General features: G+C 73.4%; 12 protein-coding genes. 3 read left to right on the top strand and 9 right to left on the bottom strand.

Annotated elements, in window-relative coordinates; translation table 11 throughout:
* The first annotated feature begins 91 nt into the window (after window positions 1-91).
* Window positions 92-1,156 carry a 2-oxoacid:ferredoxin oxidoreductase subunit beta gene (locus ACFWP2_RS39150; RefSeq protein WP_380460840.1) on the top strand — a complete coding sequence of 355 codons (1,065 nt, stop codon included), beginning with the start codon at window positions 92-94 and terminating at the stop codon, window positions 1,154-1,156.
* Window positions 1,157-1,228: 72 nt separating this feature from the next.
* Here ACFWP2_RS39150 and ACFWP2_RS39145 read toward each other — a convergent pair whose 3' ends face one another.
* The 3 genes from ACFWP2_RS39145 to ACFWP2_RS39135 form a co-directional block, all read right to left on the bottom strand.
* Entirely contained in the window at window positions 1,229-1,609 is a 381-nt protein-coding gene (locus tag ACFWP2_RS39145) for a VOC family protein (RefSeq protein ID WP_380460838.1), read from the bottom strand.
* A gap of 148 nt (window positions 1,610-1,757) precedes the next feature.
* Window positions 1,758-3,392 (bottom strand): LCP family protein, encoded by a 1,635-nt coding sequence (locus ACFWP2_RS39140; protein ID WP_380460836.1) that lies wholly within the window; start codon window positions 3,390-3,392, stop codon window positions 1,758-1,760.
* The gene (locus tag ACFWP2_RS39135) at window positions 3,385-3,852 is read right to left on the bottom strand and encodes a DUF6542 domain-containing protein (RefSeq protein ID WP_380460834.1); all 468 of its coding nucleotides are present in this window, start codon (window positions 3,850-3,852) and stop codon (window positions 3,385-3,387) included. Before ACFWP2_RS39135 ends, ACFWP2_RS39140 begins: the two co-directional genes overlap by 8 nt.
* 374 nt (window positions 3,853-4,226) lie before the next feature.
* Here ACFWP2_RS39135 and ACFWP2_RS39130 point away from each other — a divergent pair, with 374 nt between their 5' ends.
* On the top strand, window positions 4,227-4,889 hold the full coding sequence (locus ACFWP2_RS39130) for a TetR/AcrR family transcriptional regulator (protein ID WP_380460832.1): 663 nt from the start codon (window positions 4,227-4,229) through the stop codon (window positions 4,887-4,889).
* Window positions 4,890-4,988: 99 nt separating this feature from the next.
* Here the strand turns inward: ACFWP2_RS39130 and ACFWP2_RS39125 are convergent, their stop codons facing one another.
* From ACFWP2_RS39125 to ACFWP2_RS39105, 5 genes are all read right to left on the bottom strand, one after another.
* Entirely contained in the window at window positions 4,989-5,771 is a 783-nt protein-coding gene (locus tag ACFWP2_RS39125; RefSeq protein ID WP_380460830.1) for a GNAT family N-acetyltransferase, read from the bottom strand.
* A 68-nt stretch (window positions 5,772-5,839) separates the two neighbouring features.
* The gene (locus ACFWP2_RS39120; RefSeq protein ID WP_380460828.1) at window positions 5,840-6,433 is read right to left on the bottom strand and encodes an RICIN domain-containing protein; all 594 of its coding nucleotides are present in this window, start codon (window positions 6,431-6,433) and stop codon (window positions 5,840-5,842) included.
* Between the two features lie 37 nt (window positions 6,434-6,470).
* A complete protein-coding gene (locus tag ACFWP2_RS39115) occupies window positions 6,471-7,346 on the bottom strand; it encodes a peptidoglycan-binding protein (RefSeq protein WP_380460826.1) in 876 nt (291 codons plus the stop codon).
* 52 nt (window positions 7,347-7,398) lie between these two features.
* Complete coding sequence (locus ACFWP2_RS39110) at window positions 7,399-8,301, bottom strand: CAP domain-containing protein (RefSeq protein WP_380460824.1); 903 nt, start codon at window positions 8,299-8,301, stop codon at window positions 7,399-7,401.
* A 133-nt stretch (window positions 8,302-8,434) separates the two neighbouring features.
* Window positions 8,435-11,365, bottom strand: a complete 2,931-nt coding sequence (locus ACFWP2_RS39105) for a BTAD domain-containing putative transcriptional regulator (RefSeq protein ID WP_380460822.1) — start codon at window positions 11,363-11,365, stop codon at window positions 8,435-8,437.
* A gap of 130 nt (window positions 11,366-11,495) precedes the next feature.
* Here ACFWP2_RS39105 and ACFWP2_RS39100 point away from each other — a divergent pair, with 130 nt between their 5' ends.
* Complete coding sequence (locus ACFWP2_RS39100) at window positions 11,496-13,082, top strand: BTAD domain-containing putative transcriptional regulator (RefSeq protein ID WP_380460820.1); 1,587 nt, start codon at window positions 11,496-11,498, stop codon at window positions 13,080-13,082.
* Here ACFWP2_RS39100 and ACFWP2_RS39095 read toward each other — a convergent pair.
* Window positions 13,048-13,536, bottom strand: a complete 489-nt coding sequence (locus tag ACFWP2_RS39095) for a hypothetical protein (RefSeq protein WP_380460818.1) — start codon at window positions 13,534-13,536, stop codon at window positions 13,048-13,050. The genes ACFWP2_RS39100 and ACFWP2_RS39095 overlap by 35 nt on opposite strands.
* Window positions 13,537-14,022: the final 486 nt, after the last annotated feature.

Raw genomic sequence — 14,022 nt, 5'->3', positions numbered from 1 at the left:
ACAACCAGGTCCGCGGTCTGCCGTTCAAGGCGGCGCAGTTGGCGGATGTGCTGTGGGCCGCGATCGGCACCCTGGACGAGGAGGACCACCGATGAGTGAGCGTGACGAGCGCGGTTTCCCGTCGTTGCGGCTGGTGCCGAAGGCCGAAGGGGCGCAGAGCGCCCGGGACTTCAAGACGGACCAGGAGGTGCGCTGGTGCCCGGGCTGCGGGGACTACGCGATCCTGGCGGCGGTGCAGTCGTTCATGCCCGAACTCGGCATCACGCGTGAGAACACGGTGTTCGTGTCGGGGATCGGCTGCTCGTCGCGGTTCCCGTACTACATGAACACCTACGGGGTGCACTCGATCCACGGTCGGGCGCCGTCGATCGCGACGGGGCTGGCCACCGCGCGGCGGGACCTGAGCGTGTGGGTGGTGACGGGTGACGGCGACGCGCTGTCGATCGGCGGCAACCACCTGATCCACGCCCTGCGGCGGAACGTCAACCTGAAGATCCTGCTGTTCAACAACCGCATCTACGGGCTGACGAAGGGTCAGTACTCGCCCACCAGTGAGGTCGGCAAGGTCACGAAGTCGACGCCGATGGGGTCGCTGGACGCGCCGTTCAACCCGCTGTCGCTGGCGATCGGTGCGGAGGCGAGCTTCGTGGCGCGCACGATCGACTCCGACCGTCAGCACCTCCAGTCGGTGCTGCGGGCGGCCGCGGAGCACGAGGGCACGGCGCTGGTGGAGATCTACCAGAACTGCAACATCTTCAACGACGGCGCGTTCGAGGTCCTGAAGGACCCGGGCAGCCGGGACGAGGCGCTGGTCCGCCTGGAGCACGGCAAGCCGATCCGTTTCGGGACCGATCTGGCCAGCGGTGTCTTCCGCGGCTCGGACGGCGAGCTGTTCACCGCCCCGGTCACCGCCGGCAACGAGGCCCAGGTGCTGGTCCACGACGCCCACACGGCCAACCCGACCACCGCCTTCGCGCTCTCCCGCATCGCCGACGCCGACACCCTCCACCACACCCCGATCGGCGTCCTGCGCAGCGTCCGACGCCCGGTCTACGACGAGCTGATGACGGACCAGCTGACCACCGCCACCGACCGGCACGGCGAAGGCGACCTGGCCGCACTCCTCGCCGGCAACGACACCTGGACGGTGGCCTGACCGTCCGCCGACGCGAACGGCGCCCCCCGTCCCGACCGGGACAGGGGGCGCCGTCGTCGTTTCCCGTTCGGCCTACTGCTGGGCCCACTCGACCAGCTGGATCACCACCCCGTTCGGGTCGGCGACCTGGAAGAGCTTCTCCCCCCACGGCTCCTCGCGCAGCGGCAGGGTGATCACGGCCCCCTCCTCGCGCAGCCGCCGCTCCTCGGTGGCGACGTCCTCGACGACGAACGCCAGGATCACGCCGTCCGCGATCCGGTGGCGCTGGTCCTCCGGCAGGACTTCGAGGCCGCGCCGCAGGTAGACGACGTTGGCGCCGCCGCCGGGGTGCGCGAGCGAGACGAAGCCGTCGGCCGACATCTCCTCGGTGTAGCCGAAGTGCCGCTGGAGGTAGGCGGCGGAGGTGGTGACGTCCTCGACGGTCAGGGAGACGGCGGTCTTGGTGATCTGCAAGGCGAGAACCCTCTCGTCAGTACCGGGCCAATTACCCTGTACGCAGTACACTATACATAGTACGGAGAATTGCGCCAGAGGTCTGCCGAATGATCGTGCCCATGGTCGAGAAAGCCCGGCGGGGCGATGGACGGCCGTTGCCGGCCGGTCAGTAGACGCAGGGGATGCCGCCGTCGGACTGGGCGTCGACGGCGGGGCCCTGCATGGGCAGGTCGGCGGCCGGGTCGGTGGGGGTGCTGCCGGCCGGGGTGGTGGGCTCGCCGGCGGCGACGCCGGTGAAGGCGGTGCCGAGGGTGACGACGACGTGGTCGGCGGCGGTGGCCGCGGACTCGGTGGCGGTCGCGCCGTAGCGGGCCGCGATCTGCTCGGCGGCCTCCTTGGCGCCCTTGCCGTAGACGACGGTGGTGGTCTTCGGCCGGGTGCCGGCCGGTCCGGTACGGCCCTCCTTGAAGCCCAGGCCGGCCAGGGCCTTGGCCTCCGCGGCGGAGGTGACTCCGGAGGCGGAGGAGGCGTTGAAGACGTCCACGGTGACGGGCCTGGCGGAGGTCGGGGTCGGCGTCGGGCTCGGCGCCTGTGCCGCGGTCGGCGCGGCCGGCGCCGGGGTCGTCGCCGCGGTCGGGTCGGCCGGGGCGGGCGCGGCGGCGGCGTCGGCGTAGCCGAAGAGCTGCTTGACCACCTTCTGGACCTTCGCCGGGGTCACCAGGTTGACGTCCTGGCCGTTCCTGGTGCCGAACCCGTCGAAGGTCAGGGTGTTGAACTCGACGTTGCCGCCGGTGAGGTTGGGGGCCTGCTGGGCGAAGTCGAGCACGTTCCACTCGTTGTCGATCACCAGGTCCTTCTGCATCACGCCCATCAGCTCCTGCATCTTGCCGAGGTCGCCGAGGACGCCCTTCTGCTTGAGGTTGTGCACGACCGAGGAGATGAAGGCCTGCTGGCGGTGGGTGCGGGCGAAGTCGCCGGTGTTGCCGTCCGGGCCGTCGAGGTTGTGGCGCTGGCGGACGAAGGAGAGCGCCTGGGAGGCGTTGAGCTTGTTGACGCCCTTGTGGAAGTCGGCGCCGGAGCCCTGGCCCTCCATGGCCGGGTCCTTGGTGTCGTGGGTGAGGCAGACCTCGATCGGCTGGAGGGCCTTGGCGATGTCGTAGAAGCCCATCAGATTGACCTCGGCGATGTGGTCGATGGGCTGGTCGAGGAACTTCTGCACGGTGCGGATGGTGGCCGCGCGGCCGATGTCCCGGCCGGCCTTCTCCAGGTCGGCGCCCTTGAGGCCCTTGGCGCGCAGGCCCGCGTCGGCCTTGTCCTTGGCCGCGCCGTAGGCCTCCTTGATCTTGGCCATGCCCATCTGGGAGCCGTCGGCGCCGTAGGTCATGACGTAGTCGTCGCGGGGTATCGAGACGGCCTGCACCTTGCCGCCGTTCGCCGGGATGTGCAGCAGGATCAGGGAGTTGGTGTTGTAGCCGCCGATGTCGGAGCTGTGGCCGGCGTGCAGTTCGTCCTGGACGAACTCGGGCGGGAGGTCCGTGCCGTCCATGTTCTTGCGGCTGTCCAGGCCGATCAGCAGCAGGTTGACCGAGTTGTCGAGGTGCTTGGGCGCGTCCTTCTTGGTCTCGGCGATCACGCCGGAGGTGGTCATCCCGTCGGTGAGCTGCTTGTACCCGTACCAGACCACCCCGCTGGCGGCGAACACCGCGAATCCGACGGTGCAGGCCAGCACCCGGCCCGCGATCAGTGCGGGGGAGGGGCGGCGGGCCTCGGTGCGTCCGGCGTCTCCGGTGCTGTCAGCCATGCTGCCTCCTCCTCGCCCGGACCAGCCGGACCGCGATCACGATGACGGCCGCGGCCGCGGCCTCGGCCATCACGGGAAAGCCGTGCACCACCCACCTGGCGGCGCCGGTGGCCAGGCCCTTGCCCTGGTACCGGTCGCGGTGGGCGGCCAGTTCGACGGCGGCCGTCACTCCCAGCACGACCAGCGGCGAGGCGGCGAGCACCCACCACCAGCCGTTGCGGCTGCTCAGGGCCGCCGCCAGGCCGGTGCCGAGCACCGCGGCCACGGTGAAGGCGAGGCCCATGCCGGGGCCGGAGAGCTCGTCGACCGCGGCGCCGGCCAGCGGCAGTCCGAGGGCGAGGGCCACCGGCAGGGCGGGGCCGCCGGGCAGGGGGCGTATGTGTCCGGTGTGTTCGGCGGGTCCGTCTGCCGCCCGTCGGCGCGCCCGCTTGCCCGCCGACCGTCCTCGTTGCCCCGCCACGCCCTCACCCCGGTGTTCCCGTGCTCCGCGCGCCACGGTGGCGCCCGCGCCGCGTGCCGTCCGCCGGCCCGGCCGGACCGCCCGGTTCGGAGGCCGGTCGGTCCGTCGTTCCGTCGTTCCGTCGTTTCGGAACCGTGTTCGTGGCGCTGCCAGTTCCGGACGCCGGTTGACGGCCGGCCGGTTCCCCACTGGGCCGGCCGCCCGTGATCGGGGGCGGCGCTTCCCCATTGCTTCTACACGGGTGTAGAAGTCGTACGCAGCATAGAGCACGCCTGTTCGGCGGCAAGTCCGGAGTGCACCGCGCCCCCGGATAAACTACACCGGGCAGTTTCCGAGCGGGCCGGCCGATGCGCCGGCGGAAGAAGGAGAGAGCCGTGGCGGCGACGGGTGGAGCGGGGCGGCCGGAGAAGCGCGAGGCGATCACGCGGGCCGCGACGACGGTGTTCGGGCGCGAGGGGTACGTCCGGGCCAGCATGGACGCGATCGCGGCCGAGGCCGGGGTGTCCAAGCGGACGGTCTACAACCACTTCGCGGACAAGGAGACCCTCTTCCTGTCGGTGGCCCTGCAGAACTCGGCGGAACTGACCGAGCGCATCCGTGAGTTGATGGCGACGTACCTCGACCGGGTGGTGGAGCTCCGGCAGGACCTGGTCGACTTCGCCGTCCGGCGGGCCCGCGCCGTGCTGTCCGCCGGGGAACACGGGGCACTCGGCCGGGCGATCCGGGCCGAGGTCGCCAACATCCCGGCGGACGTCCTGGAGGCCTGGCTGGAGGCCGGGCCGATCGCCTCCCAGCGCGACCTCGCACAGCACTTCGCGGCGCTCGCCGAGCGCGGGCTGCTCGCGGTCGAGGACGCCGACCTGGCCGCCGAGCAGTTCACGCTGCTGACCTTCCACGGCATCGCCGAGCGCTCCTTCTGGGGCGCGCTCCCGGTGGCGGACGAGGAGGTCGAGCGGATCGCGACGGCCGGTGTGGACGCCTTCCTGCGGATCCACGGCGTGACCTCGGCGTCGCCGTCCTCGGCGGCCCGGGGCTGAGCGAGCCCAAGGCTGAGCGAGCCCAAGGCCGGGCGCGCCCGGGGCCGAGCGCGCCCGGGGTCGAGCGCGCCCCGGGCCACCGTGTTCGGGAGGCCGCGGCTATACCGCGCCGAGCACCAGCTCGTTGTAGGTGGCGACGGTGGTGAAGCCGAGCCGCTCGTAGAGCCGGATCGCCGGGGCGTTGTCGGTGCGCACGTTCAGGCCCAGGTGGTCGGTGGTCGCGGCCAGCCGGTGGCAGAGCGCGGTGACGCAGGCCCGGGCGAGGCCGCGGCCGCGGGCGTCGGGGTGGGTGGTGACGTTGCCGAGCATGGCGACCCGCTGGGCGGGTGAGTGGACGTGCACCCCGGCGACGGCCGACAGCCGGCCGTGTTCGCGGATGCCGACGTAGCCGCCACCGGCCAGCATCCGGGGGTCGAACCAGGAGTCGGGGTAGGACGCGGCGAGCAGGGCGCGGACGTCCTCGACGTCGTCGAGTCCCAACGGCCGGGTCCCGTGGGCGACTTCGGCCGGGAGTTCCGCCGTGAGGAGCATCCGCAGCAGCGGTGTCCGGCGCTCGACCGCGTAGTCGGGAGCGAGCGCCCGCTCGGCGCCGTCCGGCAGCCCGGCCATGAACCGGCGGGGGAGGAAGGGCCGGAGGTCGCGCAGCAGCGCCTCCAGCGCGGGGAGGCCGGCGGGCCGGGCGAAGGCGAGCAGGACGGGGGTGTCGCCGCCGCTGTAGAGCAGCGCGACCGGTCCGTGCCCGGAGTCGGGGGCGGCGGTGTACCAGCTGGTGTTGGGCCAGAGGGTGTCGTCCAGGTCGCCGAGCTCGAAGAGGTGCAGCGCCGGATCGGTGCGGAAGCGGGCGGCGAGCGCGGCGCGGTCGTGCAGGCTGATGAGGGGCACGCGGACGAGGATAGGCCCGGTCCGCTCGACGTCGAGGAGTCGAGGAGCGGACCGGGCCCGGTGGTGCGTCAGCCCAGCAGCCAGCGCTGGGCCGGGTCGGCGGTGTCGCAGGCGGTCATCCCGATGGTCCGGCCGGCACCGTTGGAGGTGAGGCACTGCCCGACGGCCGCGCTGTGGATCAGGTACCAGCCGCGGTCGTTGTCCGTCAGCAGCCACTTCTGGTTGGCCGGCATCCAGTCGCCGTTCGGCTGGTTGAGGCCGTCCAGCCCGCCGGGGGTGTCCCAGAGGCGGACCGCGCCCGAGCCGGTGTCGAGGTCGATCACCTTGCCCTGCCCGTGCGAGATCGCCGTGGTGCCGTCGCAGTACGTCCAGAACGTCCAGGTCTGCGCGGGCGACTGGTTGGCCGTCCAGACGATGATCGGCTGACCGTTGACCTCGACGCCGTGGTACAGGTCGAGCGCGCCGACCCCCGAGCCGTTGTTCACGGCCGTCATGCCCTTCACGGACGGCGAGAAGTCACAGGCACCGGCCTGTGTCGTCTGCGTCGTCTGCGCCGCCGGTGCGGCCTGCGCCACGGGTGCGCCGGCCACGACCGCCCCCGCGACGGCAGTGACGGCCCCGAGCGAGGCGAGGAACCTGCGGGTACGGGTGATGGTGCTCATCGGGTCTCCCCTTCTGTGGTGGTGGACGGGCCCGGCATCAGGCGCGCGGGACGGCGAGCGCGGCCCACTGCTGGGGGCCGGGTATGCCGTCGGCGTCCGCGCCCGAGTCGCCGAGCTTGTGCTGCCAGTTGCGGAAGGACTCGAGGTCGGCGTCGGACCACTCGGGCCCGGGGCCCTCGGCGTAGGCGGAGCAGCCCTCGGCGACGAGGCGCTCGCCCATCCGCGTGATGACGTCGCTGTTCTGTCCGTCGTGGAAGAAGTCCGCGCCGGGGAAGGGCTCGTAGCCGTCGCCGGCCCCGCCGTCGCCGCCGGCCGCCGGGGACGCGCCGGACGGGGCGGCACCGGACGGGGCGCCGCCGCGGGGGCTGTCCTCCGCGGAGGCCTCCTGCCCGAAGTAGATCGCCCCGGACCGGTCCTTCCACTCCGGATCGGCGAGGACCACGCCGTCGGCGAAGTCCGGGATGCCGTAGCCGTGGACCCAGTCCGAGCGGCGGTCACGGGTCTTGAGGTAGACCCCGTCGCCCTCGGAGCTCCCCCCGTCGTTGGTGTTGCCCTCGACGGTGGTGATGGTGGTGCTGGTGTAGGCGACGCAGATGCCGGTGTGGCTGCCGCCGCCGGGCCCGAAGAAGACCTGGCCGCCGATCACCGGGTACTCGGTGAAGCGGTCGCGCTCCTTGAACCAGGCGACGCCCTCCGCGCAGGAGGCGCTCACCGGGAAGAGCCCGTCGTTGCCGGACTGCTCGGCGCACCAGGCGACGAAGGTGGCGCACCAGGCCTCGCCCTGGGACCACTCCAGGCCGGCGACGGCGGGGGAGAACTTCTGGATGTTGTTCCAGTGCCCGCCGCTGCGGCCCTCGTGGTAGCCGACCTCGTCTCGGGCGATGCGGATCAGGTCCGCCGCGTTCGAGGACATGGGTGTGGGACTCCTTGCTGCTGGAAGGGTGCCGGTCGGGGTCTCGGGCGTCTCAGGCCTTGCCGAAGGTCTGCACGTAGCGGCCCCAGTTGCCGCGCTGGCGGGGCGCGTAGCCGATGCCGATGAAGTTGTAGTCGGGGTTGAGGATGTTCACCCGGTGGCCCGGGCTGTTCATCCACATCTGCATCGCCTCCGGCACGCTGTTGCCCGGGGTGACGTTCTCGGCGGAGGCCCGCGAGGAGAATCCGGCGGCCGCGATGCGGTCCCAGGGGGTGCTGCCGTCGGTGCCGTTGTGCTGGGTGAGGTCGTGCGAGGCCATGTCGTTGGCGTGGCGCTGGGCGGCGGCGCTGAGGCGGTCGTCCAGGCGCACCGGCGGGGCTCCGACGCGGCCGCGCTCGGCGTTGACGGCGTTCAGCATCTCGGTGCGGAAGTCACCGCCGCCGCCGGGCTGGGGCTGGGGCTGCGGTTGCGGCTGGGGCTGCTGCTGGCCGCCGCTGACGCCGCCGGCCGGGACGAGCTGCCAGCGCTGCGCCGGGTTGCCGTCGTCCTGCCGGGCCAGGGTGAGCGGCGAGCCGGGGGCGGCGGCGGTGAGGAAGAGCATGCCCTCGTTGGTGCGGGTGGTGCGGATGCGCACCCAGTCGTTGTCGAGGGGCTCGAAGCACCAGTGCTGGTTGGGCTGGTTGTGCTCGTTGTAGAGCCAGGTCTGGCCGGTGGAGTAGTTGAAGTCCATGACCATGGCCTGGCCGCCGACGTGCCGACCGGTGGTCAGCAGGGTCTCCAGGAGGAAGCTGCCGTTCTCCTTGGCCCAGAAGGTCCAGCCCTGGGCGGTGGTGCCGTTGGGGCTCCAGGACTGGATGGCGGTGCCGGCGGTGGTCTGGCTGGAACGGACGTCGGCGACGGTGCCGTTGGCGGACTTGAGCGTCCAGTTCTGACCGTGCTGCGGGAGGGTGGGCATGGTTGCGCCTCTCGTCTGTGGTGTTGCCCCGGGCCGCAACCGCGGCGGCCCGGGGCCTGATGAGAGAGACGTTCCTGCACTGCGGTAGACGGCCGGTCAACGCGCGTAGTTCGGCGGTGCGTTGACCTGCTGTCTACCGCGCCAGCAGTGCCCTGACCTGCGAGGACTCCTCCTTGAGCCCCAGCCGCTCGTACACCTCCAGCGAGTCCGTCAGACAGGCCCGGGCCTGGCGCGGGCGGCCGAGGCCGGTGAGCGCGGTGCCGAGGGTGCGCAGCAGGGCGGCCTCCAGGGCGGCGCTGGTGCGGCGGGCGAGCGGGAGGACGGCCTCGGCGGCGTCGACGGCGAGCAGCCAGCGGCCGGCCTCGGCGTGGATGCGGGCGGCGAGGTCGCCGGACGCGGCGGCGAAGACGGTGACCTGGAGGGCGGCGAACTCCTCGCGGGCGCCGACGGCGTGGGCGAGCGCCTCCTCCGGGTCGCCGCACAGCCGCAGCACCCGGGCGAGGTAGTAGCGGCCGGTCGCGGCGGAGACCGGGCCGGAGCGGCTCATCAGGTGGGCGCTGCGCTCGGCGGCGTCCCGGGCCTCGTCGAGGCGGCCGGTCTGGGCCGCGCTGAAGGCGAACTCGCCGAGCGCGCTGCCCTCGGCGCGCTGGGCGCCGAGGCGGTGGAAGAGCTCGGCGGCGCGGCCGGCGTGTTCGGCGGCCTCGGCGTAGCGGCCGTGCATGCGGGCGTTGCTGCCGAGGTTGATCAGGGCCTTGGCGAGAACCCGTTCGGTCCGGTCGTCCCGCTCGGAGAGTTCGACGGCCCGGCGGATCTCCTCCTCGGACTCGGCGTAGCGGTTGATGTGCCAGAGCATGCTGCCGCGCAGGTAGCGGGCGAGGGCGAGCGGCCCGTCCTCGCCGCGGGCGGCGGCCTGCCGGGCGATGTGTCCGGCGAGGTCGACGATGACGCTGGTCTGGGTGCGTTCGGGCAGGACGGCGCCCATCCGGTCGGCGAGTTCGGCGGCCCGGTCGAGCGGCAGGGCCGGGTCGGCGCAGCCGAGGGCGATGACGGCGGCGTGGACGTCGGCCTGGTCGCGCATCCAGCGGACGGCTTCGGCGCCGTCGGCGATCGGGCGCCCGGCGCAGGCCACGGGGGCGTCGAGCAGGCTGAGTTCGGCCGGTTCGGCCTTGCGTGCGGCGCGGTCGGCGTTGCGGGCGGTGGCGAGGCAGAAGTCGAGCAGCCGGTCGGTGGCGGCGGTGCGTTCGGCGGCGCCGTCCTCCTCGGCGAGGCGGCCGCGGGCGTAGGCGCGGACGAGGTCGTGGTAGCCGTAGCGGCCGAAACGGGGGGAGTGCAGCAGGTTGAGGTCGACGAGGGTTTCCAGCAGGTCGTCGGCCTCGGCCTCGGTGCGGTCGAGCAGGGCGGCGGCGCACGGCAGGGGGATGTCGGGGGCTTCGGGCAGGGACAACAGGCGGAACGCGCGGGCGAGTTCGGGGTCCAAGCGGTGGTAGGAGAGCGCGAAGGTGGCTTCGACGGTGCGCTCGCCGTCGCTGAGTTCGGCCAGCCGGTGCTCGTGGCGCAGTCCCTCGGCGAGCGCCGCGAGGGTGAGCGCCGGGTCGGCGGCGAGCCGGGAGGCGGCGATGCGGACGGCGAGCGGCAGCAGCCCGCAGGCCCGGACCACCTCCTCGGCGGCCCCGGGTTCGGCGGCGACGCGTTCGGCGCCGACGATCAGGGTGAACAGCTCCAGCGCCTGCTCGGGGGGCAGGGTGTCCAGGCGCAGCTGGTGGGCCCCGGCGAGGCCGGTCAGCCGGTGGCGGCTGGTGACGAGGACCGCGCAGCCGGGGGAGCCGGGCAGCAGCGGTTCGACGTGGCCGGTGGTGGCGGCGTTGTCGAGGACGACCAGGACGCGCCGCCCGGCCAGGGCGGAGCGGTAGAGCGCGCTGCGTTCACCGGTGTCCGGCGGCACGTCGGCGGGGTCGACGCCGAGGGCGCGCAGGAAGCCGGCGAGGACGGTGCCGGGGTCGGGCGGGGTGCGGTCGGCGCCGCGCAGGTCGGCGAAGAGCTGCCCGTCGGGGAAGCGGTCGCGGACCCGGCGGGCCACGTGCACGGCGAGGGTGGTCTTGCCGACGCCGCCCATGCCGTCCAGGGCGGAGACCACGACGGCCCGGCCGCCGGCGCCGGCGAGGCGGTCGGCGAGGCTCTCGGCCTCCTCGGCGCGGCCGGTGAAGTCGGGCAGGCCACCGGGGAGTTGGTCGGGCGCCTGCCAGCCGTCGGCCTCGGCGGCGGGTTCGGCCGGGTCGGCGGCGGCGTTCGCGGGCAGCAGGGAGGCGTCCTCGCGCAGGATGCGCAGCTGGAGCTCGGCCGGGCCGTTCGCGCCCGGCGGGAGCGCGGCGCGGGCGTCCTCGTACACGGCGAGCGCCTCGGCCTTGCGCCCGGCCTGGTAGAGGGCGCGCATCAGGACGGCGGTGAGCCGGGGGCGGCCGGGGTACTCCAGGGCGAGGGCGGCGATCGCGGCGGTGAGGTCGGTGCGGTCGCCGAGGTCGGCGTCCAGCTCCAGTTCCGTCTCCTTGGCCGAGATCCGCTGTTCGGTCAGGTGCGCGCGGACGGCCTCGGCGTGCGGCCCGGGCAGCCCGGCGAGTGCTTCGCCGACCCACATCCGGTGGGCGCGGCGCAGCACCTCCCGGATCTCCTGCGGCGGGGCGTCCGCCTCGCGCAGCCGTCCGGCCTCGGCCAGCAGGGCGTCCCACTCCCGCGCGTCCAGTTCGGCGCCGGCCGTCCTGAACGCGTAGCCGTCACCGACCCGGACCAGCGGCATCCGCTCCGGGTCGTCCCCGGCGTACGGCCGGAACGCGGCGCGCAGCCGGGAGACGGCGAGCTGGACGGCCTTGCGCGGATCGCCCGGCGCGGCCCCGCCCCACACCCCCTCGACCAGCACCGGGACGGACACCGTCCGCCCGGCCGCGGCCAGCAGGACGGCGAGCACGGCCCGCTGCTGCGGCCTGCCCAGTTCCAGTTCCTGCTCCCCGTGCCAGGCCCGCAGCGGTCCCAGCAGTCCGAACCGCAGTCCGGATCCCCCCATGTCACCCATGTCCCGTCCCCGAGAAGTCGTTCTGCGCCGGGATTCCGCCAGATCCGTCCGGACGGCGGGCCCCCATACCCCGGCGACCTATGCTCTGTCACAGATTGTGTACCGGATCGACGGCGTCGAGGAGTGGGCGGTGGGGCTCGATTTCAGCCTGCTGGGGCCGCTGCGGGCCCACCGTGACGGTCAGGAGCTCGACCTCGGCCGGCCGCAGCAGCGGGCCGTGCTCGCGGCGCTGCTGATTCCGCCGGGGCAGCTGGTGCCCACGGATCGGCTGGTGGAGGACCTGTGGGGGCCGGACGACACCCGGTGGCCGAAGGACCCGGTGGGGCAGATCGGCACTCACGTCCACCGCCTGCGGCGGGCCCTGGGTGTGCCGGGGCTGCTGGTCGGGGCCGCGGGCGGCTACCGGCTGGAGGCGCCGCGCACGGTGGTGGACCTCTTCCGCTACGAAGCCGCGGTGGCGGAGGCCGTCGCGCTGCGTCACCAGGATCCGCAGCGGGCGCGCGAGTCGCTGGCGCTCGCGCTGGGGTCCTGGGAAGGGCGGCGGGTGCTGGACGGGGTGCCCGGGGCGTTCGCCGAACGGGTCCGCGAGCGGCTCACGGCCGGACGGTTCGCGGCGGTGAAGGCGCTGCTCGGCCTGGACCTGGCGCTCGGCCGGCACGCGGAGGCGGTGGAGCAGCTGGCCGGGCTGGCGGCCGCGCACCCGCAGGACGAGGAGGTGCACCGGTTGCACCTGCTGGCGCTGCACCGCTGCGGCCGCACGGCGGAGGCGCTGGCGGCGTACGAGGCGCTGCGGGAACGGCTGGACGGGGAACTGGGGCTGGAACCGGCGCCGGCGGTGGTCGAGCTGGCCGACCGGATCCGGCGCGGGGACGCCCCGGTGCTGCTGCGGCGGCCGCCGGGGCGGTTGCCGAGGCCCGGCCAGCTGCCGCCGGACATCCCCGACCTGGTGGGACGGGCCGGGCTGGTGCGGCAGGCGGAGCGGTTGCTGCGGGCGAGCGGCGACGGTTCGCCGGTCGTGGGGTCGCCGGTCGTGGGGTCGCCAGTTGTGGGGTCGCCAGTTGTGGGGCTGTCGGTTGTGGGTTCGCCGGTCGTGGGACTGTCGGGCCCGGCGGGCAGCGGCGCGTCGGCCCTGGCGGTGCACGTCGCGCACGTCGTCCAGGAGGCCTTCCCCGACGGCCAGCTGTACGCGGGCGGCGGCGAGGCGGACGCGGTGCTCGCGGGATTCCTCCGGGCACTGGGGGAGCGGCCGGCGGCGGGCGCCGGCGTCGACGAGCTCGGCGCGCGCTACCGCGCGGTGCTCACCGGGCGGCGCGTGCTGGTGCTGCTGGACGGGGTGGCCGACCCGGGGCCGCTGCTGCCGAGGACGGCGGGCTGCGCGGCCGTGGTGGCCGGCGCGGAACCGGGCACGCTGCCCGAGGACGCCGCGCGGCTGGCGGTGGGACCGCTGGAGCCGCACGACGCCCACGAGCTGCTGGCCCGGATCGCGGGCGCGGAACGGATCCGGCAGGAGCCGGACGCGGCGGCCGAGGTGGCCGCCCTCTGCGGCCACCTGCCGGTCCTGCTGCGGACGGCGGCGGCCCGGCTCGCGGCCCGGCCGCGCTGGTCGGTGGCCGACCTGGTCAGGTGGCTCACCGAGCGGCCTGAGGGCCGGGCCGGGCTGGAGGACTGTCGGTGCGGGTCTTTTAGTACGGGTCCGAGGAGCCCAGTCGGAGGGTGAGCTGGTGCATGAAGAAGTTGGAGCTGCCGGCGCCCAGGTCGATGTGGAGGCCACCGCCGCTGTGCAGTTCGAGGGCGGCCGTGCCGGGACCGCTCTTGAAGGTGTTGTTGGCCCAGCAGACCCGGTTGTTGCTGTCGTAGACGACGAAGTTCCCGTCGCCCTGCATGATCGCCCGGTCGCCGCAGCCGACCGAGCGGGTGGACCACGGGGCCGTGACGCCGCCGGACGGGTCGGTGACGTACATGACCAGGTTGCCGTCGTTCTGCATGACCAGCTGGGTGTCGCCGACGCTGAGCTTGGTGTTCTTGTAGAGGACTCCGGGCTCCTGCATCCGCACCATCTGGTAGCCGTCGGCAGCGGTCGCGTTCCCCGCCCCGGCCAGCACTCCGGTCAGCGCCAGCGTGGCGGTGGCCGCGCCGATGGCCAGCTGCCGGAGCTTCTTCGTCGTCTTCATGTCCCCGTGAACCCTCTCTCGTACGGTCGACGTCCACGAGGGCCTCGTGGCGTCCGCTGGGAAGGATCATGGGACGTCGCGGTAGACAAACGATGAACGCGGCGTCGGGGGCCGGCCGGGGGTGCCGGCCGTTTGGCTTGGGCACGGATGAGGAGTACTGTTCTCTAGTCGCTCGACAGGGAGCACCGGACACGCATCGGCGCGGACGGTCCCGGGGCGGCCAATCCTCTGAAACACCACTTCCCAGGTTCGGGCTGGGTCGCGTCCGCGTTTTCGCGTTCGAGGCTCGGGTCGTATTTGGCGTGCTCGTTTTATTGGGTTGCGGTCGGATTCGCTTTTCGGAGCGGGGATCGGCTAGAGTTTGAAACGTCGGACGGGGCGTCAAACCTCGGAAGACACCAGCGAGTTGGATGAACGAAGCCCCGGAAACGGAGCGGAAAACATCTGGTAAGCTGGAAACACGAAAGAACGAAGCCCGGAGGGTCC

Origin of the sequence: Kitasatospora sp. NPDC058444 (assembly GCF_042721415.1) — a bacterium.
GTDB lineage: Bacteria > Actinomycetota > Actinomycetes > Streptomycetales > Streptomycetaceae > Kitasatospora.
The sequence above is the reverse complement of the archived record's forward strand: the minus strand, read 5'-3'. Positions and strand labels throughout refer to the sequence as shown.